This window comes from Vibrio sp. D3 (genome assembly GCF_043995865.1).
Classification (GTDB): domain Bacteria; phylum Pseudomonadota; class Gammaproteobacteria; order Enterobacterales; family Vibrionaceae; genus Vibrio; species Vibrio diabolicus.
On sequence record NZ_CP171886.1, the window covers coordinates 385,416 to 408,684 of the forward strand.

Sequence of the window (23,269 nt, forward strand, 5' to 3'; positions counted from 1 at the left end):
GGCGTAGCCGATTCTCACTACGTCGGTATAGCACTTTATGACTCATCGCTTTATACTATTGATCATTTTGTCATTACCGTACTTATTTACACAACAACAAGTGTACGGTCAGTGTTACTTTTTCTACCTTTAACTTGCTGTGAAAATAATATGAGAAAACAAACTGGATTTACTCTAATAGAGTTAGTCGTAGTTATTGTCGTGCTTGGCATTCTTGCTGTCACTGCCGCACCACGCTTTTTAAACCTTCAAAGTGATGCGCGTGAAGCGCGTTTAGAAGGCATGAAGGGCGCGATTGCATCAGCGCTCGGTGTCGGTTATGGGAAAATGGCGATTGCAGGGTTGGAGAGCAAATCTTACGTTTCAAACTTCGTAGACAGTGCTTTAATGGCCGATTTACCATTTGACGGTTGTAATATTGGTGGTTCAAAACGCTGTGTTTTCTTATATGGGTATCCTGATTCTGATAGCGAGTCGATGAAATTGCTTGTGCAAGGGCTGAACGAAGAAGGCTCAGATTGGAAAACATTTCATCACCCAGCGGGTTCAACAACACGAGAAATGGTCATTGCAGCAGTAGACGAAAAAAGAGCAAGCCTGACACAATGCGGGATTTTATATGGACCACCGCAGGCTCCAAACGAAAGTTACACCTTAAAAATTCTTCCATGCCCACAATAAGATAAGGCTGCCCATCGGCAGCCTTATTTTTAATCTTATCGGGTTTGTTTACGCAAAGTTAAATACGTATTTATCCATCATATTCACCATACGGCCAATCTCTGGCTTGGTAATCGTATCATTTGCGCCAAGAGACAGTGCTTTCGCTCGGTTATCCTCACTCATCAATGATGAGAACATAATGATCGGCATTTCATGAAACGCTTCAGTATCGCGTAGTCTCTTCACTAAGTGCATACCATCCATTCGAGGCATTTCTACGTCTGTAACCACCGCATCTAACAGCTCTTTAACTGGCAAGTTTTCTTCTTTCGCGACCTCGATTAAGCTCATTAATTTCTCATGAGCCTCACCACCGTCTTTACAAGTGATCACATTGTAACCTGAAGAAGCTAATGTATCTTGAATCAAAGAGCGAATAAATGCTGAGTCATCCACCACCATGATCGTTTTAGCATTACGCTTACCCACCATTCTCTGGTTTAGATCTACCGACTTATCCCCTTTCACATCGTATTTTTCCATACTCAGCTCTGGGTTAATATCCGCGATGATTTTTTCAAAGTCGAGAATCATGATCAGGTTGCCTTCTTTGCGAACAACGGCCACTACACAATCTTGTTCGCCCGCTTCCAAAAACTGACTTGGTGATTCCACATCATTCCAAGAGATACGATGAATACGTGAAATACTATCAATCAGAAAGCCATTGGTCATTTTGTTGAAATCAGTAACGATAACAAACTTACGCTCTAGGTCCTGGCGTGTTGGTACACCTAACCAACCAGCTAAATCTACTAAAGGCGTCAATACATCTCTGGACGAAAACACCCCGATCATGTGAGGTTGTGCGTTTGGATAATCGGTTGTCTCTGGTACGCGAATCACTTCTCGTACTTTCGCAACGTTGATGCCGTAATAACAAGTTTTTGTGCTGCCATCCGGCAATGTTTTTTCTAAATGAAACTCGATGATTTCAAGCTCATTGGTACCACTTTCTGTCAAAATGGTGCTGGTTACGTTACTCATAAAGCCAATTATCCAACCAAAATACGCATCAGAAAAAGTTTGATGCAAACGCCATGAGAAGCCATTCTCAGGCTAAAAATCCAAGCATCCTTTTTAGTCGTTACAACAAAGTTTGTAAACCACCAAAAGGACGGTCAACGCACATTTCCATATCAAACTGTGAAAAAATGTCTCATTTTTGAACAGGATAACATGAGTTAACTTAGTGCGAACTTACCTTCCCACTTTTAGCGGCCATTTCGATGAAAAGTTTAGGGTTAATATTGATGTTTTTCGTTGGCCTATCACTATACCCACACATATGAAATCCCTCGTGTATTGGCGTATTCGACAGTATCTTATTCAATTGTGCTCAGTGAATTTCAATTATAGAAAATGTCATTTTCCTTTCCATCAGCAAGGTTTTTCCTACAATCCCTCTTAATACAATCATATTGCGTTGGGCGGTATGACAGCTCGGATAGTAGTGAGGCTCCATTTGAATAATGTTCTTATCATTGATGACCAACCACTTTACAGCGAAGCACTGACTTCTCTTGTTGAGAGCGTAATCAACACAGCCAAAGTCATTCAGTCGAAAGACAGCGCAGAAGTAATGGACTTAGTTCGAAATACAAAAATTGATTTTATTATTCTAGACGTTGTCCTTGGTGATCGAGATGGTATGCGTTTGGCGAAGAATATTTTAGCAACGGGCTATCAAGGTAAATTACTTTTTATTTCTTCACGCGACTATTCCAGCCTTTCTAAAGCGGCTTACGAGATGGGAGCTCATGGTTTCTTAAATAAAAACGAGACAAAAGAAGCGATTACTGACGCGATTGTGAGTGTCTCACGTGGGTACTCTATGTTTAAGTCTACTCACGCTCCTTCTACTGGTGATGTCACGCTATCCAATCGCGAAGCCATGGTGTTCCACTACTTAGCTCAGGGCTATTCAAATAAACGTATTTCAGAACAACTATCGCTCAGCGCTAAAACCATCAGCACTTACAAAACTCGTATTTTGAAAAAATACCATGCAGATTCATTGATTGAATTACTGCATACGATCCCAAGCGCTGAAAACATTCAATGCGATCGTTAGTTCTTCATATATTTTGCAATGGCATCGGTTAATATCTGGTGCATTGCGTCGTGACGATGGCTTTGCTTCATCTGAAGTACAACCTTTGGCCAGCCGTTGGGGTAATAAGATTCAGGAATACGAATAAAACGGTATCCTTCGATTGGCGCCTGATACTCCAGAAAAACCGTCGCCGCCTTTTTTTGTTTGAGCAGCTTTAGCACACTGCTCACGTTATCTAGCGCTGCAATTCGATTGATCACCATACCGTGATTCTCCATTGCTCGTTTTGCAAGCTGCTCTTTCTCTTTCCAACCGATAATTTCAAGCATAATAAATGGCAGTTTGGCAGCCTCTTCAAGAGTGGTGATCCCAAGCTCTTCCGGAACAACAACCACAGCAGGCGCGTAGCCAATAAATTTCTGATGGATAGATTTTGGCAATTCATCATTGAAGTAATGAAGCTGGGCATCCACTTTGCCTAAAAGGATTTCGTCCACCGTATATTCCGTGATGGTTGCGACAGTAATATGAGCTTTAGGAAACAGCGTCATTAAATCCATCGCCAACAAGTGTCCAAATGAGTACTGAGCCGTTTGGGGTAAACAGACCGTTATATCCTTACTGTATTTTTCTGGTTTGAATTCTGATCGAACTAAGCATGTTTCTAAGTTATCTAATGCATCTGCAATTTTGGGTAGCTGACGCATCAGAAAGTTGGTGGGCTCTAAATGATGTGGGTGACGAATGAATAGTTCATCACCAAGTTGGATGCGTAAGCGAGCAAGATATTTACTGACCGACGCCTCACTCTTACCCAGGGCTTTCGCTACGGGTTTAAGCTGACGATGCTTTTCTAACAGAACCAGTATTTTTAATAGGTTTAGATCAAGGTCTTTGTTCACGATACAGTACCAGTTGGGTCTTATGCTAATCAGCAATCAAAGGAGCATTATGCATTGCTCGACTAATATAAAAGACCAAGGGTACTGCTTGGTCAAATTTATCAAACAGTTATGTCATGGTTATGTATTGTTGTCCTCAAACACGCTGTTTTTTCATTTCATATAACTCTTCATCTGCTCTCACGATCACCTCTTGCAGCGTTTCATCCTCTTCGCGCACAGCAACACCAGTACTAACGCTGATCTCTATATCTAATGTATTTAAACGATTGTGTTTAACAACGCCACGGAGCTTTTTCGCTAACATGGAAGCTTTGCTCATGCTGCATCCGGGCAAAATTACAATAAACTCATCACCACCTGTCCTGACTAAGTAGTCACTGTTCCGAAAAACCTTTCTCATTGAGTCTGCAATAATAACAATGACTTCATCGCCAACATGGTGTCCGTAACGATCATTAATCTTCTTGATACGATTTCCGTCAATCGCAATGATAGAGTATGGTTCAACCTCCATTCGATGTTTAAACCGCTCTTCTTTAAATACTCGCCGATTTAATAATCCGGTCAAGTCATCTTGCGTTACATCACTCAGAGCATTTTCTAATTGAATTTTGCTCTGTTTAGATTCATTGGCTTTTCGATAATAGGCGAACGCTACGACAGAATAGATGACAAGAATAAAGCTGTAGTCCACCACTATTTTACTAAACGGATATTGGTAAATAACAAGATTATTATTGTCGGCAACATAGGATTGAGTGTAAGCAAAATGAGCTAAGGGGTAGCTCGGAAAGTAAATAATTATCTGCTTATTTCCGTTACTAACCTCTACGTCAACGGCTTTGCCTTCATTATAAAGCGATGATAAATACAGTTGTTCCGAAAATTCGCCGACAAGCTTCCCTCTATAGTAGACGGGACTCATGATACTTAATGCCATCTCATCAGAATACGTGGTTTTGAAGGGCTTAGAGATAAGAACTCGGTCGGAGAGCTGCTCTTTCCACGCGGCAAGAATACAAGCGTAATTCACTCTGCACCATTCTATATCAAACGTCTCTTTAGAGCCCTCTAGATCTGGGATTGGTCGTTCTAAGATGAGTTTGTCACTAGTGTAAGACCGAAAGTACAATATGGCGTCTTCTCTATCGTAGACATTGGACAAATGAGCTTCTGCTTGGTGTAGGGCTTTACGAGCAACAGTTTCTACATAATCTAGGTTTTTATACGGCCTTAAAGCATAAATTGCATCTTGAAAACTGAAGTCAGTCAGTGCTTCTATTTGTTCGATGCTGAAGTTTTCATACTGCGCCAATTGAGCTTCGGTCAACAAGCCTAGCAGAATAACCTTCTGCTTTGTTTTTGCTAAATTGTTAGCGTACGTATTAAATTGCTTCTCCTCATAAGAGATGAGAACAGCACCAATCATGGTCACCGATACAATAAATAACAACATCGCAACCGCAAAAGAAGAAACAAAACTTCTTACATTCATAACACTTTATGTTCCCAATACTTTTGCAAGTTCAACAACATTATTCACATTAAACTTGTCTAGAAATCGACGTTTCTTGGTACTCACGGTTTTATCACTGATAGCCATACAGATAAGCATCTGATCATCAAAGATCAAACCGTTCAATTTTTTCATATCTTTGCTTCAAAATAGTGATTACCTCTAACGGCATGGGCTTATCAATATAAAAGCCTTGGCAGATGTCTATTCCACATTCGCGCATGGTTTTATAGGTTACTTCGTCTTCGACACCTTCGGCGACAATACGAATATTGAGGCTTTTCGCTAAAGCACAAATGGCGATGACAATGCTTTTCTTTTTCAGATCTTCACTCGCTCCGTAGACAAAAACGCGGTCAAGTTTGATCTCGTTAAAAGGTAACTTTGCCAACTTTTCAAATGTAGATGAGCCCGTACCAAAATCATCAATTGATACCGTGACACCTTTCATTCTGAGCTTGATGAGGTTTTTGTAGATAGATGTGCTAGCTTGGAAAGCTTCTCGCTCTGTAATCTCAATGGTGATTTGTGACGGGTCGACACCGCTCTCCGAGCATTGTTGAATAAAACGATGCGAGAAGTCAGGGTCGTTCAAGTTTTCGTGGTCGACATTAATCGAGACCTTTTGGGTTAATCCCCTATTGTTGATGTCATAGATTGTATTAATCAGCACTGATTGAAAAAGTTCAGAAGACAAATGGCATCGTTTTACGATCGGAAGAAAGTGGTTTGGTAACAACACGCCATAAATAGGATGCACCCAACGCGCTAACGCTTCATAACCTAAAAGCTCACCACTGTGTGCGTCTACCAAAGGTTGGTAATAATTCTTCACTCGCCCTTCACCCAAAGCAAATAAAAACTCTTGGTCTTGCAGTACGATAGGTTGAGCAAACGCTGTTTTTCGCGTTCTTTCATCTTTTATTTGGTTGAGGAGTTTAACCACTTGCATTTCGTCGTACGGCTTAGGCAGTTCTCCTAATATCTCAAAACTAAACCCTTCGCACATTTCTCGTACTGCCGAGATGATGCTCTGCTCCAACAAACTGACTAGCACGACTTGCCCGTGATACTGAATTTGGTCGAATACTTCCAAGATGTCGATACCGCCTTTTCCCGGCATCTGGAGATCGCAAAAGATCACATCAAAATATTGCTCTTGTGCATATTGACTAGCAGTGTCCACACAATTGAATGTACTGACTGAAGCGCCACTATGGCCCAATATTTGGGTAAGTATCTTGGTTTGTAGAGGATGACCATCAATCACCATCACATTAAGCTGTGTATTCATTTATCTCTATCCAATAGTCTATATTTTCGATCTCCTGCTCGATTGGTTAAATTAATCCTGCCACTCGCTGATCAAAATCGACCAGCATTACTCAGCCTCAATGTAAAACTCCGTCTGCTTGTCACTTCTCAATAACTCTCACTATCAATGAATTAAAAAAGAAACTACTGGCAAAAATGTGGCAACGGACAAGGCTGTAATACGACTTATCGTACTGAGCATAAAGCCTTACTCGGACTGGGCAGTCAGATTAATTTGTGTCGGCTAAATGTCAAATTTCGACTAATAGCGAAATGAAATATAAATTACTGATATAAAGATAAAAATTTAAAATAAGTCAGAAAAAACCGACAAAACAATCCACCTTTGACTACACAATATTTGCGCTCAATATCTCACCAAAGTGAATACTTGTTGTAAGTCCGTTGGCGAGCATACTCAACAAATATTTGCTTGCTCGTTTGTAAACCGTGGCTTTTTGTCTCCATCTTGAATGCTTCGCCTTCATTCCGTGATAAACTAGCTCATTAACACGAAAGAAACGCTCAACTTTGCGGTACAGAGCCACAAAAGTAAGTACGGTTTTAACACACTCTGTCTAAAACTATGCTGCTCGAAGCTCAAATTACTACTCGTACGCCCGTTGGAGCAGTAAGAAAATTAAGGTATTAAATTCAAATGGTTAATAACTCAATCCAGTGGTTTCCTGGCCACATGCACAAAGCACGCAAAGAGATCGAAGAAGCAATCCCACAAGTGGATGTGATCATCGAAGTACTGGATGCTCGTATTCCTTTCAGTAGTGAAAACCCTTTGATTTCTCAAATCCGTGGTGACAAGCCGGTCGTTAAAGTCTTGAACAAGCGTGATTTGGCCGATCCTGAGTTAACTCAATTATGGATTGAGCACTTGGAGCAAGAGCAACACGTAAAAGCAATGGCAATCACGACGTCAGAACCGCAAGAAGTGCATCGAATCATGGAGCTTTGCCGTAAACTTGCCCCACACCGTGAAGAGATCGGTAAAAACATTCGTACCATGATCATGGGGATCCCAAACGTTGGGAAATCGACAATCATCAATACTCTAGCTGGTCGAACGATCGCGGTGACTGGTAACCAGCCCGCGGTAACACGTCGTCAGCAGCGCATCAACCTGCAAAATGGCATCGTTTTATCCGATACTCCAGGGATTCTGTGGCCAAAAGTGGAAAACCCACACAGTGGCTTCCGTTTAGCTGCTACAGGCGCTGTAAAAGATACTGCGATGGAATACGACGAGGTTGCGTTTTACACCATTGAGTACCTAGCAGCCCACTATGCAGACAAGCTTAAAGAGCGTTACCAAATCGAAGAGCTTCCTGAATCAGATATCGAGATCATGGAAGAAATTGGTCGTCGCCGTGGTGCACTACGCGCAGGTGGACGTGTGGACTTGCACAAAGTATCAGAGATTTTGTTGCACGAACTTCGCCAAGGAACACTAGGCCAAATTACACTAGAGCGCCCAGAAATGATCACTCAAGAGCTGATTGAAGTCGAGATTGAAACCGCTCGTAAAGAAGAAGAAAAAGCGAAGCGTAAAGAAGAGCGCCGCAAGCGCTATCTACGTAATAAGCGATAAACTGATATTATCTTTTCCCAATCATATTTTAAGGCGCGATTTTCGCGCCTTTTTTGTTATCTAATGCGTCCATTTTTTCACTTTTCAAACTTTATATTCCTCATACAAAGTCCAGACATGAAGCACGAAAAAAACACCGCAAAATCGCCGTATAAACTTTAAGCACAAACTAGTTTAGACCCCGGGCCCCTATAGAGTTACAGCCACCATCCAACCCTCAAATGTCGAGTTTGCAAGGGTCTGCAAACTTATGCAACCTGGTTAGTGACACTCTCCCCAAAATCCGCAATATGAATAAGTGTCAGCGCTGGCGTTTTTCCATATGAAGAAGAGATTTATTATGAGTGAAACTATACAAAGCAAACCACTTCCTTCCTTTATTGAGGAACGCCTAGATTTTCATATTCAAGATCTAATTGAACCGAACGAGAACAAAAAACACCTTGTTCTTGGTAAACGTCCACCGTGTAATGCCGTTGTTATGCAAAGCAATGATTACCTGGCACTGTCTCATAACAAGGAGATTCAAAACGCGCATCGTGATGCGATTGCTCAACACGATGACAACGTCGTGATGTCCGCGATTTTCTTGCAAGATGATGAGTCGAAACCTGCATTTGAAACTCAACTAGCCAGTTTTGTCGGCATGCCTAGCTGTCTGCTTTCTCAATCGGGATGGGCTGCGAATGTCGGTTTATTACAGACTATTTGTGCACCGAACATACCTGTGTATATCGACTTCTTTGCGCATATGTCTTTATGGGAAGGCGCACGTATCGCAGGAGCACAAATTCATCCGTTCATGCATAACAACACCAACCACTTGCGAAAACAGATTTCACGCCATGGTTCGGGAATTATTGTTGTGGATTCGGTTTACAGCACTATCGGAACCATTGCTCCTCTACGTGATATCTACGAAATAGCACAAGAGTTTGACTGCGGCTTAGTTGTGGATGAATCGCACTCGTTAGGTACGCACGGTCCGCAAGGCGCTGGGCTACTGCAAGAGCTGGATTTGACTCATATGGTGGATTTTGTAACCGTAAGTCTTGCAAAGACATTTGCTTATCGTGCTGGCGCAATTTTAGGGGCAGAAAAGCTGGCGAAGACGCTTCCATTTGTCGCGTACCCTGCCATTTTCAGCTCTACCGTGTTACCGCAAGAGATTATTAGGTTAGAAAAAACACTGGACGTCATAAAAAAAGTCGATGACAAGCGGGAGATTTTGTTTAAAAGAGCGAAGTCTCTAGCCGTTGGTTTAAAACGTATTGGGTTTACTATTCGCAGTGAGTCGCAAATTATCGCGCTAGAATGTGGCAACGAAAGAAACACTGAGCGAGTTCGCGACTTTTTAGAAGAAAGGAATGTCTTTGGTGCAGTTTTCTGTCGCCCTGCAACAGGAAGAAACAAGAACATCATTCGTTTTTCTGTCAATGCGGACATGACTGCCGCCGAAGTCGATCGCGTTCTTTCCGCCTGCCAAGAAGCGTTTGTTCATCCCGATCTAGAGTTTGTATAAGCTAGAGTGTACGTAAAAATAAAGAGCTCAGCAGTTTTGCTGAGCTCTTTATTCGTATTCGTCGTTATGAGCAACTCGTCTCAAGATAACACAGTTGCGAGTGATTAAATCCAGTTTGCGATTTTGTCGAATAAGCGATTTTTATCCGCTGGTTTCACGATAAAGTCAGACATGCCAGAAGAGCCTATTTTGTCCAGCGTAACAGGTGAGCTATCCCCAGTATGCGCAATAATCGGTACCGACGCATAGTTTTTATCCGAGCTTCGAATTCGCCTTGAAGCTTCTACACCATCCATGATGGGCATCTCGATATCCATAAGAATGAGGTCAACGTTCTCTTGCTCTAATGTATCCAGTGCTTGCTGCCCGTCTTCTTTCTGAATCACTTCAAAGCCCTGCTTTTCGAGTAACATCGCGGTAAATTTTCGCAAAGATTCGTTATCATCCACGACCATAATTGTCCGCTTATTTGACGTATCCAAAGCCACTGAGGCCGTTGGTGTCGACACATAGCTTGAATCATACAAGAGACGGTCAATGGTTGGCTTAGTATTCAATAACCAGGCTTGAGTCTCGACCCAAATAGGCTCATATGCCGCTTTGCATGCTCTCTGTGTCGGGTGATGCTCAAAAAGATAAACGATACGAGCTTCCGTGAAAGACAGAAGAGATTCTAATCTATCTAATTGGTTTGCTCTTGCGTCCAAGCTCTCAAGGTCGATAAAAATTAGGTCGAATTCGAACTCATACTCTTTCTTTTTGAGCACTTGATTAACATCTAAGATCGTTGATTCAAAACCCATAAAACGGCTAATGTCCGTCACTTTCGACACAAGAATATCTTGATTAGTCACCGTTAGGATGGTTTTGAGTTTGGTCAAATCGTTTTTAATTTCAGTCACGATATCAGATGTGATCGGCGGGAAAGTTAACGTGAACTGAGACCACTCACCTAGCTGAGACTGGCATTCAATGTTACCTCCAAAAGAACGCATCACTTTTTTACAAAATGGCAAACCCAAACCATAGCTGCCTGACTTACCAGTTGTGTAAAAGTCCTGAAATATATTACGTAGGACATCAGGAGCAATACCAGCACCATTATCGGTTACAACGATTTGGTTTGAGTGCTCCGTGCTCGTCATGGACACATGTATGTGGAAATCTTCAGATGTGCGATGATGGAAGGCGTTCTTGAAAAGGTTATACATAACGTATTTGAGTAAGGTATCGCTACCAAGAAAATCAAACTCACTTCTCGCATCTAGGGATATAGCAAAGCGATCCGTCGCACGCTTATAACTAAAGCTTTCAATCGCTTTTTCAACCACTGAGTGAGCAGAATGCTTTTGAAAACTGGATCGCGAGACACGGTTTTCGTCTATCGATGTCAGAAGTAAATCTATCGTCTCGTTGCCCGACTGGATGATGTTCATCGCATCCTCACTAACTTCACGCAGCAGGGTGACATCCTCTCCACTCATTAGATATTGGTCTTTCTCGGCTTCTTTTTTATTGGGTAAGACTGATTGGATAACATCGATTGACGTGCAAAGGCCACTTAAAGGGTTACGCATTTCATGCGCAATTCCGGCCCCGAATGACTTGGCCAACGACACTTTCGCTTCGTGCTCCACTTGGTTCCGAAAATAGAATAAATTGCCAAATACATAAATAAAGAGAAAGATTGGCACATGCGTCCAGTCCATTGTTAAATCGAGATGAAACCCTTTCGCCACCCAAGCAAAGAACGTCGCTAAACCTATTCCGGCAAAAGTTTGAGCGAACATAACTCTTGTGACATGAACCAATAGAATGTGCAAGAAAATCGCGGACATAAAGGACATGACCCAAACATTGGACCAGTCATTCATCAGTAACATATAGAAAAAGAAAAACGGTAAGCAGATCGTTATCGTCACTTGGTAGTAAATATGGATATATTTTCGCCACGTTGACGACAGGCGATTTCTAAAAATGATGCCAAAGAACAATAGTGAACAAAACAATCTGAGCGGCAAGTTTTCATAAGCCTGTGGGAAAACAAAATCCCAAACAAAGTAGTACAGCGGAAAGCCAAGAAACCCCATCCAACCAACGAGAGTCAGGTTGGGTTCTGCATATTGATAAACCTTACGTATCGAGTCCATATTATCTATTTTGCCTACTCCGCCTGACGTCCCAATAGTGTGATTTGCATTCATTCTTATCGTTTTATTATTAAGTAATTATATATTACTTAACGCTTATAAGCAGCGCGAAATGGCGCAAATATTTCGCGACGCTTGTCTTTAATTTCAATCTTTTAAGATGGAGACACTTGATTTACAACCAAATAAATGAAGTTGCATATAGTTTAGTGTAATTTTGCGATAATCGCGTTGTATCCTAAGGGATGTTAATCTCATATACGTTCGAGACATTTAAACCGCGCCTTTGGCTCGAACTTCCAAAGATTTAACGACAGCACTCACTGTGGATGTAACGCGGTGATGAACAATTGGCTTGGGGTGTGTTATGGAACCTTTACAAATAAAAAACGTAATTTTTGATGTGGGAAATGTATTAGTACGCTGGTCTCCGGTAGAGATTGTTAGCTTAACATTTGGTCACTCAGTAGAAGCGGAAAAAATGGCCCAGTTGCTGTTTTCATCACAAATCTGGAAAGACTTAAACAAAGGAATCATTTCCGAAGAGGAAGCCAAACTGTGCTATCAACGTGAGCACAAAGTGACAGCGGAAGAAATGGACCGCTTTTTTTACTACGTAAAACATACACAAATATTACTTTACGGCAGTGTCGAACTGCTAAAAAGAATAAAAAGTGCAGGATATAGCGTTTATGCGCTCACAGACAACGTCAACGAAATTGTTGAGCATCTTCGTGCTACCTATGAATTCTGGCCGCTGTTTGACGGTACAATCATCTCTTCTGAAGTGCAGTTACTAAAGCCACAAGCTGAGATCTACCAAGCCCTACTTTCAACATATCAGCTTCAGGCCGAGGAAACGGTATTTCTTGATGATATGCCATACAACGTCGAAGGGGCCCGAGTGGTAGGCATGGAAGCCATTCAATTTGAAAATGCTCAGCAATGCGAGTCAGAGCTAAAAGCCATGGGGCTTTGCTTTTAAGTCGCCCACTGAAACACTAAACTTTAGGACAGGCACAAAAAAGAGCAGCGTTGATGCTGCTCTTATTGCTAAGCTAAAACGTCAGACTAGGAGTAAATAACGTTTTCTTCTATCCCACTGACTAATGACTGAGCATTCTTCCAACGGAATACCTTCTCCAATACTTCTGTACCACCTGGCGCACGCCAAGTTCGCTCTTGACATTCTTGACCTCCAATATGGCGGTAGAATTCAATTGCAGAAATGTTTTGCGATACGACTTCTAGATAAAGGCCAGTGTCTTTAAAGTACTGTTGCTGCCATTCTGCGACAGCAAGTAATAGCTGCTTGCCAATACCACGACCACGGTAGCTGTCATCAACATGCAGTGCGTCAATAAAGGTTCCACGCTCGAAGTCATGGTTGCCAAACACACAAACGAAGCCGAGCAACAAACCACCCTCTTCCGCCAAGACAATGTGCTGGTTGAATGGTGGGTTGGTCAGACGGGTTTGCCAGATCAGTAGTTTGTCGTCAATCGCCTCTTTATCAAGATAGTTATCACTAAGAATGCCACGGTAATGACGCTTCCAACTATCCGCATGAAGATGCGCAATGCGCTCGTAGTCCTTATATTCCGCTAATCGTAAATCCATTACGTATTCCTATTTTCTTACATTTTTTACTTCTTTATAGAGTCTCGGCATATTCCACCTTTATAACACTTGTTTCTTGGCAGATTTTATACACCTTAAGCCAGAGCTCATTTTTTAATACTACTCATTATTCAATTAAAAGCAAAATATCCCATCAAGTTCCTTAATGTACATCCAAAGGAACAGTCACATTTGTCTAACTTTAATTTGACTTACACGTGTACGCTGATATTCTGGCGAACAGTTGTTAGCTCAAAGTTAGGAATACACCTGTGACTCAAAACAAACCACCCATTATCTGGTTGAATACATTGATATTTTCTTCCAGTTTTGTTCTGACTTTTATTGTAATGCCTTGGTATGCATATCATTTTGGACTGGGTTGGGAGCATCTAGTTTGGGGAGTGATAGCATTCAGTTTTACGAATCTTTCTATTACAGCAGGCTATCACCGACTCTGGAGCCACAAAACATACGAAGCTCATCCAATTTTACGTGCTATTTTTGCGATTGGAGGAGCATTTTCTTTGCAAAATAGTGCATTACACTGGTCTTCTGATCATCGTGTACACCACAAGCATGTCGACAATAACGACAAAGATCCTTACTCAGCGAAACGTGGCTTTTGGTATTCTCATATTGGTTGGATGTTACGCGACTACAATAAATCGCAGGAAAACGAATACACCAACTGCCGCGATTTAAAGCGTGACAAAATCGTCATGTGGCAACATAAGTACTATGTTCCACTTGCTCTACTCACCAATATTGGCTTTCCGGTCGCTCTTGGTATTATCTACGGCGATATTTGGGGTATGTTATTAGTAGTTGGTGCCGCTCGACTATTTTTGAGCCACCACACGACCTTTTTCATTAACTCACTTGCGCATGTTTGGGGAAAACAGACTTTCACGGACAAAAACACCGCTCGCGACAACGGCGTGTTAGCCTTTTTTACATTTGGTGAGGGCTACCACAATTTCCATCATATCTTCGAGAATGACTATCGTAATGGTGTGTATTGGTGGCATTACGACCCAACCAAGTGGTTGATTAAGTCATGCTCTTGGCTAGGACTGACATCTAAATTACGCACAACGCCAACATTTAGAATAGAAAAAGCTCGCGCAACTCAACTCTTGAAGAAAGCAAAAGAAAAACTGGGAGCAAAACCGAATACGCAGACGATTCTCGATCAGTTACAACACGAGTTTGATGCGCTAGTTCATCACATGCAGGAATATTATGAAATGCGCAAGGAAGTACTCGGTGCAAAAACAGCCAGTGTGGTAAAAAAATACGAGTGCTCTGTGACAAAGATAAAGTATCAGCAAATCAAAGCGGAGTTCGAACGGCAACAACGCAGTTGGAACCTCATGGTGCGCCGATACGCTTAACTTAACCCATCCTTACGATTTAGCTTCGCTTCGGCGAAGCTTTTTTGTTGCAAGGATTATTACCCTCTCCCAACTCACTGAGTTGTTTCTTTTTCTCATTTTGAATCAATTCCCTCACTATTTATTCAAATTTCTGGTCATATTTTCCTTCCTGCAAACAGCTTCAAACCAGCACATAACACTTAGAAAACCAAATTCCAACAATACAATCTAACGAAATTAATTATTAAATTATTATTTGTCTCAGATCATGCAAGCCCCATATTTGTCTCGTGCCACAGTTAAGAATTCTGTAAATTCCTTGTCATAAAATGAAACAGTTTCTTTCTTTTTTTCATAACATTCGGAGATCCCTATGTTAGAGCTCTTAATTGGCTTAGTTGTCACCATTGCTGTGGGTTACTTTATCGTCAAAGGCTATAAAGCTGCGGGCGTGTTACTGACAGCTGGTATTGCTTTACTTCTTATGACTGGCGTATTGGGGCATGACGTGCTGCCCTCAAAAATCACCTCAACCGGTAACATGGTGACAGACGCGCTAGAATACGTGAAATACATGCTACAATACCGCGGCGGCGGCCTTGGTATGCAAATCATGTTGCTATGTGGCTTCGCTTCCTATATGACTCACATCGGCGCGAATAACGTTGTAGTGAAACAGTTCTCTAAACCGCTTTCTGTTATCAAGTCTCCTTATGTCCTTTTGGTAGCGGCTTACATTGTGGCGTGTTTGATGTCTCTTGCGGTAAGTTCTGCAACTGGCCTTGGCGTACTATTAATGGCGACATTGTTCCCAATGATGGTCGCAATGGGGATCTCTCGTCCAGCAGCGGTTGCAGTTTGTGCCTCTCCTGCGGCAATCATTCTTTCTCCAACCTCTGGTGATGTGGTGATCGCCGCCGAAAAATCTGGCTTGGCGCTTGATGTGTTTGCGGTACAAACAGTGTTGCCTGTTTCTATCTGCGCAATCATCGTGATGGCTGCCGCGGCTTTCTTCTGGAACAAATACTTAGATAAGAAAGAAAATACGCCAATGGAAAAAATTGACGTATCAGAGATCAAAGCCGATGCACCAGCGTTTTATGCGGCACTGCCATTTCTACCTATCATCGGCGTGTTCCTATTCAACGGTCGTACCATTCCAGGACTTAGCCTAGACATTTACACTATTGTGGTCGGTTCAATTTTCCTTGGCGCTCTGATCCATTACGTTGTAAATAAGTTTGATGGTAAGAAATCACTGGAAGATTTAGATTCTTGTTACGCTGGCATGGCTGACGCGTTCAAAGGCGTTGTGATGCTTTTGGTTGCAGCGGGGGTTTTTGCGCAAGGTCTAATGTCTATCGGCGCTATCGATAACCTACTTCACCTTGCAGACAATGCAGGTGCAGGCGGTGTTGCTTTAATGCTTATCCTTACTGCATTGACAGTTGCAGCAGCAATTGCAACGGGGTCTGGTAACGCGCCTTTCTATGCATTTGTAGAGTTGGCACCATCTTTGGCTGCTAAAATGGGACTAAACCCAGCTTTCCTAATTATCCCGATGCTTCAAGCATCAAACCTAGGTCGTACTATCTCACCAGTGTCTGGCGTAATCGTTGCGACATCCGGTATGGCGAACATCAGCCCGTTTGAGGTTGTAAAACGTACATCCGTTCCGGTTCTTGCAGGTCTTATCACAGTTATAATTGGTACTATGGTGCTTGTTCCAATGAGTGCCTAACGGCATCGCCAATATTGCTTATCGACAAGGCCCGGCTTCTAGCTGGGCCTATTTCTTTCATCTCGCCAGTGCCATTATTCTTTCTGTATTGCTTTGTAAATGCATTTTAATTGTTACTCAACTCGTGACATATTTCTCGGTTATTACATCGCTTCTTCAGAAGCATTTGCTTAATATCTCAACAGTTTATATAAGAACTGAATACATTAAGAAAATGGGATTTATTATGACTGCATTTATTGGCTTTATCGTTATTGTCCTGCTCATTGTGGTGTACGCCGTCAGTATCTACAACAAGCTCGTTACTCTACAAAACCGTTTCAAAAACAGCTTCGCTCAAATAGAAGTTCAATTAAAACGTCGATACGATTTGATTCCGAACTTAGTTAATACTGCAAAAGGCTATATGGAACACGAAAAAGAAACATTTGAACGTGTCATCCAAGCTCGTAATCAAGCAATTGCTGGCCTGAAAGCAGCCAGTGACGCGCCTGGTAGTGATGCGGCAATTAGCCAACTAAACCAAGCAGAAAGCATGCTGCAAAGTGCGTTGGGCAAACTTAATGTTGTAGTGGAGGCCTACCCTGAGCTTAAAGCGAATGAAACCATGAGTCAGCTTCAAGAAGAATTAACCAGCACTGAGAACAAAGTTGCGTTTGCTCGCCAAGCATTTAATGATGCGGTAACCAGCTACAACACATACAAACAAACGTTCCCGCCAGTGTTGTTTTCCAACGCATTCGGATTCCAGGATGGCAAACTGTTAGAGTTTTCTGACAGTACTGAAATACAAGCTGCCCCGAAGGTTGAGTTCTAATGGATTTCTTTGACCATCAAGATACCGCGCGTCAACGCACTGGGCTTTTGGTGTTCCTGTTTTCCTTAGCAGTTGTCACCATCACTGGTTTGGTAAGCGTATTATCGATTGGTATCTATTACGGAGTAACAGGCGAACACTTTGATCAAGAAACCGCACTTACCTACGTCTTGTTGTGCTTTGCTGGCGTATTGCTGGTTGTTGCGATAAGTTCAATGGTTCGCTTATCCGCCCTCACCTCCAATGGAGGTCGAGGGGTTGCTGAGAGCATAGGTGGCAAGCTGATTTCCTCAAACACCTTAGATGCAAAACATAGACAACTGCTCAACGTTGTGGAAGAGATGGCAATTGCATCTGGTATTCCGGTTCCTCCCGTCTATGTGATGCAGGAAGAGCGCGGTATCAATGCTTTCGCAGCAGGCATGAGCATTGATGATGCCGTCATCGGCGTCACACAAGGCTCACTGGATAGCTTCACGCGAGATGAACTACAAGGTGTCATTGCTCATGAATTCAGCCATATCTTAAACGGAGATATGCGTTTGAATACGCGTCTTATCGGCGTACTGTTTGGCATCACTTGCATTGCACATTTTGGACACTTGGTCTTAGATAACACTCATCATACGAGCCGCGTATCAAGAAGTTCTTCCGATTCCGATAAAGGCTTTGCGGTTATCATGCTGATTGCGATTATCTGTTTGGTTTTGGGCTGGATTGGCACCTTGTTTGGCTCGATGATCAAAGCTGCAATCTCTCGTCAACGTGAATTTCTCGCTGATGCCAGTGCCGTTCAATTTACTCGAAACGATCAAGGCATTGCTGGTGCACTCAAGAAAATTGGTAGTCATATGGCGGGTTCTTCATTGAATACAAAAGCAAGCGATGAGATGAGCCATATGATGTTTGGTCAAAGCAAACTCTCCGGCTTTTCTGGCCTATTTGCTACTCACCCTCCACTAGAAGAACGGATTCGCCGAATTGAACCTGGTTGGGATGGAAGTTTTTCTCAAAGTTCGCATCGTCCAACGACAAGCTTTGAGAATGATAACGTTAGTGGATTCACATCAGGGACATCGACACAACCGGAGAAACCAACCACCGCAGAACTCAGCGAAGTAGGTCAACAACTACTTAACCAACTTCCTTCCGAACTTGTCGACATCGCTCGTGAACCATACAGTGCGCGCTTTATTGCTTTTGCCTTGATATTTGATGGCAGTGAACTCCAGCGAGAGATGATAAAAAGTCATATCCCAAATGTGTCTCAAGCACAATTATTACCATGGCTAGATTATGATTTGCCTCTTCATCTACGCTTTCCATTACTCGAACTCTCCATCCCTGCCTTGAAATCGCTGAGTGAGGGTCAGAAAAACAGACTGTGCCAGGTGCTACGCGAACTCTCTCAAACTGATGATCACTACTCACTCGCAGAATGGTGTGTCATCAACTTATTGGAGAAGCAACTACTCGAATCGTATGGATGTACAAAAAAGATCCAATCTTTAAAGCAATTAAAAGAGAGTGTGTTTTGGCTACTGCGCGAATTGGCTTGGGTTAGTCACTCTCAACCGGAAGACGCTCAACGTGCATTTAGCAGCGCCCTAACCTGTTTGGGCTTTAATGATGCAGAGTTACAACCCGCAAATAAGAACTGGGGCCTAAATCGCGCCGCTTTAGAGCTCCTACTGCAGCTCAAACCGAAAAGTCGTCGCTTGTTCGTAAAAGCGTGTCGATTAGCGATTGAATCGGATGGAAAGGTTACCGTTGCGGAAGGAGAACTCTATAGAGTAATCGCCTGCTTCTTAGAAGTTCCAGAGCCGCCACTAACAGTATCAGTCAATACAGGACAAACCCTACCGAGCCAAATACAACAAGCTAACTGACTTAGCTTTAAACAAAAACGCCAGCACTTTTGCTGGCGTTTTTTTCATTATGTTTTCTTATTTGACGATTTACGCTGACTTAAATCGATCAGGGATCTTAGTGATACTCTCTCGATAACTAAACCATAAGTAGGTCACGGCGAGAGAGAAGAATAAATACGAAAGTGCGAATACGATTGGAGATGTAATTAATTCAGCCGACATTCCCCACATCACACCAACAACCGTTATCGTCAACTTAGAAAGCATGCCGCAAATTAGTAAGAATAAAGCAAGTTGTGGAAAGCGCGAGCTACGGAATGCAAAGAAATAACAGCTCCCTACCGCTAGAGAAGCAATAGATAGACCCAACATAAATGAATGGATGTGGTCTGCAGATGCGACACCAGCAGATACCGAAGCCATGAGTAATAGGAACAGTTTCATAAGTCACCTCACAACAAGTCTAAAAAAGCATCCCTTCATAAATGAAATCTCATTTTTCGCTATATTCTGCTCCTATAATCTGCAATTACAAGTGACTTTTTTGTTCACTTAATGCACAAAAAACCTAATCAGCCCTAGTTATTACAAAAGGTTAACAATTTAAATTTAAGAAACCCTTTACATCCAATACTTACGGCGACAAGACGATATTTCAGTCATTTTTGTTACAGGGAGTTAACACGGTAACATTTTGAAATTTTTTATATGAAATGTGAGCTGTGCACCCAACTGCGCACTGAATTCTCTGTTTTGACTAGTTCCTCATTCCCAACAACAAAAATCATCACTTTTTGATAACACGCTAACCACATACAAAACCATGAATTCACATCCGCTTTTAATGTTTCAAATTATTTTATCAGTAACGGTAAAAAGAGATTCCAATCACATATTTATTGGTTATAATCCGCGCTCATTGCGTTAATCGTTGAAAAACGCAAACTAATTTTGAGAAAAAACATCTTTAAACCAACCCTCTTTGCGGCATTGCCAACAAGAGGAAAAACTGAGAATGAAAATGAGCAAGATTGATAAAGCTATGCGCATCCTGTTAGCAGGGTTCTGTATCAACCTTTGTCTTGGCATCCTGTATGCTTGGAGTGTATTCAACAAGGCACTGGTAACTGAATCAGGCTGGAGTGCTGCAGAAGCTTCTGCACCTTACGCAACTGCAACCATCACTTTCTCTATCTGTCTTCTTGTTGCAGGTATTCTTCAAGACCGCATGGGTCCGCGTATGATCCTTATCCTAGGTACTGTTCTTACAGGTCTAGGCATGATCGCATCTGGCTTTGTTGACACTCCACTCATGCTGAACATTACCTTCGGTGTGATCACAGGTGCAGGTATCGGTTTTGGCTACGCATGCCTATCACCTTCTGCAATGAAATGGTTCCACGCTTCGAAGAAAGGCATGGTTAACGGCATTATTGCGGCTGGTTTTGGTCTAGCGGCTATCTACCTAGCACCAGTAACATCATCATTGATCGACAGCATGGGCATTCAAACCAGCTTTATGGTTCTTGGTGTTGGTATCCTAGCGATTGCGGTTCCTCTTGCAGCAACCATCAACAACCCACCAGCAGACTACACACCTGCTGAGCCGAAAGTAAAAGAAGGCCAAGCACCTAAAGCGGTGAAAAAGTCAGATGACCTAACTTGGAAAGCAATGCTGAAGACGCCACAGTTCTACTCTCTATGGATCATGTACGCGTTCGCAGCTTCTGTTGGTCTAATGATCATCGGTAACATCACGACCATCGCAAGCGTTCAAGCAAACTTGCCAAACGCGGTTTACCTAGCGTCCATTCTTGCTGTATTCAACTCTGGCGGTCGTGTTGCTGCGGGTATGCTTGCAGATAAAATCGGCGGTGTTCGTACGCTTCTACTTGCGTTCGTCTTACAAGGCGTAAACATGGTGCTGTTCGCAACGTTCGACTCTGAGTTCACTCTGATCATTGGTACTGCGATCGCAGCGGTCGGTTACGGTACACTTCTAGCGGTATTCCCTACTCTAACGGCCGAGTTCTACGGTTTGAAAAACTACGGAACTAACTACGGCGTGCTTTACACAGCATGGGGTATCGGTGGTGCAATCGGCGCAGCAGTTGTTGGATTCTCTATGACGAACGGCGAAGGCTACACCTTGGCTTACACTATTTCATCAGCAATGATGGCAGTATGTATCGTACTTGCGTTCATCACTAAGCCACTGTCTGAAGCGAAAGTAGCGCAGCTAAAAAACGCATAATTGCGAATTGATTTGATAGCGAAAAGGCTTAACCTATGGGTTAAGCCTTTTTTGTTACAGGTCGTTTATGGAGAGCCCTATCGAACTTGCACCAGACTACTATCTAGAAAACTTCTTTAAGCTGACTCACCACGCAGTAACCTGGTACAGCGATTTACTGGCCGAGGAAGAACACGCTTGGCTTCGCTCGTTTGATTCTTTGAGCAAACACGCCCAGTGCCTGTTGGTGCGTTTATACAGCCGAAAAGGGTGTTGGTTTCGAAGTGATAAGCTGAGTTATCAAGAAATACCTTCAATCGATGAAGCACTGGCAGAATTGAGTCAACATGAGTTTGTGGTCCTTTCCCCAACACTCGCTCATCAAGAGTTAGCGTCTAACTTACTGACGAAACCGGAGATCTCTGCACTTTACCCAGAGCTACCGAAGTCATTAAAGAAAGATGCCCTTGTAGAGCGTTTAAGCAACACGGAATTTGATCGTTTTGAGCAGCTTGAGTTTACGATCATCAAACTCAATTCAGCTCACATGATCGACGTGTTACTCACCCTGTTTTTTGCCAACACCCATCAAGACTTAAGTCAGTTTGTGCTTGATGACTTAGGTCTACATCAGTTCGAGCAATACCAATTGAGTAAAGTGCGCCGTTTCTTTGATTCACGTGAGCAAATAGACCGCTTAATTGAACTGAGCCAACTAGCCAACCTGTACTGGCAATTTGATCGAAAAGACAAAGCGAACCTCGACTTATTAATTGAGGCAATGCCTCATCCAGTTAGTCACCATTACGTAGATCGTAAACGCGAACACATGTTGAATGACATTGCGCGAGACTATGAGCGTATTAATGAGCTAGAGACCGCCCTATCTCTATTTAGCCAAACTCAGCTCACTCCGAGCCAAGAACGACGTGCACGTATCTATGACAAACTGAACCATGATGATTTATTTAGTGACATTGTCACAGAGATGCTGCAGTCGCCAATTGATGTGTCTGAGCTCGAAGTCGCACAAAAACTTGAGCAACGGTTGAAGCGAAAACAAGGCGCGAAAGTACCAAGAGTAGCGAAGCCACTCTGCTCCGAATACCATATTGAACTGGATTTATCTCAACAACGAGTCGAGCTTGCCAGTAAAGCGTATTTTGAGTCCTTAGGCTGGAATGTGTTTTACGCTGAAAATGCGTTGCTCAACTCGCTACTGGGGCTTACATTCTGGGATGCGATTTTTGCTCCTATTGAAGGGGCATTCATTAACGCTTATCAACACCGTCCTTTAGATTTATATCACTCAGATTTTGTTACCAAGCGCCAAGCTTTGATAGACACCGCTTTTGCCGAACTAGAAGCGGGCAACACCCAGACCTTATTGACAAAATACGATGAGAAGTTTGGCATCAGTAATCCATTTGTACATTGGAATTTAATAAGTAAAGAGCTACTCGAAACATCGCTCAACACTATCCCAACCAATATGCTGATGGCGCTGTTCAAAATACAATTGAGCGACCTTAAGCTTTACCGTAATGGGATGCCGGATCTCATTGCTTTTAAAGAAAATGAGTTCGAGTGGATTGAAGTGAAAGGCCCTGGCGATAAACTCCAGGATAACCAATGGCGTTGGATCAAAGAGTTTACTCGCCTTAATGTCCCGTTTGCGGTGTGTTACGTCGCAGCAACTTAACTTACTCTATATAAAGAGCTTGGTGTTTGTTCACTCAAACCGCCCCTCAGTTATCGCCCCTTGCTCTTTTTTCTAAAATTTTTTTCGTTTCTTCACGATTGCTTCACGCTTCTTCAC

At 42.6% G+C, this 23,269-nt stretch carries 18 protein-coding genes and 1 pseudogene; 11 read left to right on the forward strand and 8 right to left on the reverse strand.

Translation table 11 applies throughout. The annotated features are described in order from the left end of the window. The first annotated feature begins 150 nt into the window (after positions 1-150). Positions 151-681, forward strand: coding sequence for a prepilin-type N-terminal cleavage/methylation domain-containing protein (locus ACHFJ9_RS01710; RefSeq protein WP_046876029.1), 531 nt, complete (start codon positions 151-153; stop codon positions 679-681). 48 nt (positions 682-729) lie between these two features. Here ACHFJ9_RS01710 and ACHFJ9_RS01715 read toward each other — a convergent pair whose 3' ends face one another. Further along, positions 730-1,710 (reverse strand): chemotaxis protein, encoded by a 981-nt coding sequence (locus ACHFJ9_RS01715; RefSeq protein WP_025998672.1) that lies wholly within the window; start codon positions 1,708-1,710, stop codon positions 730-732. 478 nt (positions 1,711-2,188) lie between these two features. Here ACHFJ9_RS01715 and ACHFJ9_RS01720 point away from each other — a divergent pair, with 478 nt between their 5' ends. Continuing rightward, on the forward strand, positions 2,189-2,797 hold the full coding sequence (locus ACHFJ9_RS01720) for a response regulator (RefSeq protein WP_395354952.1): 609 nt from the start codon (positions 2,189-2,191) through the stop codon (positions 2,795-2,797). On the opposite strand, the gene ACHFJ9_RS01725 is transcribed toward ACHFJ9_RS01720, so the two are convergent. The 4 genes and pseudogenes from ACHFJ9_RS01725 to ACHFJ9_RS01740 all read right to left on the reverse strand — a co-directional run bounded on the left by ACHFJ9_RS01725 (position 2,794) and on the right by ACHFJ9_RS01740 (position 6,494). Beyond that, on the reverse strand, positions 2,794-3,681 hold the full coding sequence (locus ACHFJ9_RS01725) for a LysR family transcriptional regulator (protein ID WP_005395258.1): 888 nt from the start codon (positions 3,679-3,681) through the stop codon (positions 2,794-2,796). The two genes, ACHFJ9_RS01720 and ACHFJ9_RS01725, sit on opposite strands and share 4 nt — an antisense overlap. A gap of 136 nt (positions 3,682-3,817) precedes the next feature. Next, positions 3,818-5,179, reverse strand: a complete 1,362-nt coding sequence (locus ACHFJ9_RS01730) for a GGDEF domain-containing protein (RefSeq protein WP_395354954.1) — start codon at positions 5,177-5,179, stop codon at positions 3,818-3,820. 6 nt (positions 5,180-5,185) lie between these two features. Continuing rightward, positions 5,186-5,287, reverse strand: a pseudogene (locus ACHFJ9_RS01735) (LuxR C-terminal-related transcriptional regulator); the annotation flags it as partial. A 19-nt stretch (positions 5,288-5,306) separates the two neighbouring features. Further along, positions 5,307-6,494 (reverse strand): EAL domain-containing protein, encoded by a 1,188-nt coding sequence (locus ACHFJ9_RS01740; RefSeq protein ID WP_258614588.1) that lies wholly within the window; start codon positions 6,492-6,494, stop codon positions 5,307-5,309. 678 nt (positions 6,495-7,172) lie between these two features. Between ACHFJ9_RS01740 and ylqF the strand changes: the two genes are divergently transcribed. Together ylqF and cqsA are read left to right on the forward strand one after the other, a co-directional pair. Continuing rightward, a complete protein-coding gene (ylqF, locus tag ACHFJ9_RS01745) occupies positions 7,173-8,117 on the forward strand; it encodes a ribosome biogenesis GTPase YlqF (RefSeq protein ID WP_005376521.1) in 945 nt (314 codons plus the stop codon). 340 nt (positions 8,118-8,457) lie between these two features. After that, entirely contained in the window at positions 8,458-9,639 is a 1,182-nt protein-coding gene (gene cqsA / locus ACHFJ9_RS01750) for an alpha-hydroxyketone-type quorum-sensing autoinducer synthase (RefSeq protein WP_395354957.1), read from the forward strand. A gap of 104 nt (positions 9,640-9,743) precedes the next feature. On the opposite strand, the gene ACHFJ9_RS01755 is transcribed toward cqsA, so the two are convergent. Beyond that, positions 9,744-11,789 carry a response regulator gene (locus ACHFJ9_RS01755; protein ID WP_074190596.1) on the reverse strand — a complete coding sequence of 682 codons (2,046 nt, stop codon included), beginning with the start codon at positions 11,787-11,789 and terminating at the stop codon, positions 9,744-9,746. 367 nt (positions 11,790-12,156) lie between these two features. Between ACHFJ9_RS01755 and ACHFJ9_RS01760 the strand changes: the two genes are divergently transcribed. Then, positions 12,157-12,774 carry an HAD family hydrolase gene (locus tag ACHFJ9_RS01760; RefSeq protein ID WP_395354959.1) on the forward strand — a complete coding sequence of 206 codons (618 nt, stop codon included), beginning with the start codon at positions 12,157-12,159 and terminating at the stop codon, positions 12,772-12,774. 86 nt (positions 12,775-12,860) lie between these two features. Here ACHFJ9_RS01760 and ACHFJ9_RS01765 read toward each other — a convergent pair whose 3' ends face one another. Beyond that, positions 12,861-13,409, reverse strand: a complete 549-nt coding sequence (locus ACHFJ9_RS01765) for a GNAT family N-acetyltransferase (protein ID WP_005398196.1) — start codon at positions 13,407-13,409, stop codon at positions 12,861-12,863. A gap of 272 nt (positions 13,410-13,681) precedes the next feature. Between ACHFJ9_RS01765 and ACHFJ9_RS01770 the strand changes: the two genes are divergently transcribed. The 4 genes from ACHFJ9_RS01770 to ACHFJ9_RS01785 all read left to right on the forward strand — a co-directional run bounded on the left by ACHFJ9_RS01770 (position 13,682) and on the right by ACHFJ9_RS01785 (position 19,235). Then, positions 13,682-14,806 (forward strand): acyl-CoA desaturase, encoded by a 1,125-nt coding sequence (locus ACHFJ9_RS01770; protein WP_395354962.1) that lies wholly within the window; start codon positions 13,682-13,684, stop codon positions 14,804-14,806. Between the two features lie 355 nt (positions 14,807-15,161). After that, complete coding sequence (gene dcuC, locus ACHFJ9_RS01775; RefSeq protein WP_005398199.1) at positions 15,162-16,529, forward strand: anaerobic C4-dicarboxylate transporter DcuC; 1,368 nt, start codon at positions 15,162-15,164, stop codon at positions 16,527-16,529. A 226-nt stretch (positions 16,530-16,755) separates the two neighbouring features. Continuing rightward, complete coding sequence (locus tag ACHFJ9_RS01780) at positions 16,756-17,346, forward strand: LemA family protein (RefSeq protein WP_395354964.1); 591 nt, start codon at positions 16,756-16,758, stop codon at positions 17,344-17,346. Further along, positions 17,346-19,235 (forward strand): M48 family metallopeptidase, encoded by a 1,890-nt coding sequence (locus ACHFJ9_RS01785; protein WP_395354966.1) that lies wholly within the window; start codon positions 17,346-17,348, stop codon positions 19,233-19,235. The genes ACHFJ9_RS01780 and ACHFJ9_RS01785 overlap by 1 nt, the downstream gene beginning before the upstream one ends. A gap of 69 nt (positions 19,236-19,304) precedes the next feature. Here ACHFJ9_RS01785 and ACHFJ9_RS01790 read toward each other — a convergent pair whose 3' ends face one another. Further along, complete coding sequence (locus tag ACHFJ9_RS01790) at positions 19,305-19,661, reverse strand: hypothetical protein (RefSeq protein WP_005398137.1); 357 nt, start codon at positions 19,659-19,661, stop codon at positions 19,305-19,307. Between the two features lie 577 nt (positions 19,662-20,238). On the opposite strand from ACHFJ9_RS01790, the gene ACHFJ9_RS01795 reads away from it, so the two are divergent. After that, positions 20,239-21,471 (forward strand): OFA family MFS transporter, encoded by a 1,233-nt coding sequence (locus ACHFJ9_RS01795; RefSeq protein ID WP_031780690.1) that lies wholly within the window; start codon positions 20,239-20,241, stop codon positions 21,469-21,471. A gap of 67 nt (positions 21,472-21,538) precedes the next feature. Continuing rightward, positions 21,539-23,152: a VRR-NUC domain-containing protein gene (locus ACHFJ9_RS01800; protein ID WP_395354968.1), complete on the forward strand. Its 1,614-nt coding sequence runs from the start codon at positions 21,539-21,541 to the stop codon at positions 23,150-23,152. Positions 23,153-23,269 lie beyond the last annotated feature (117 nt).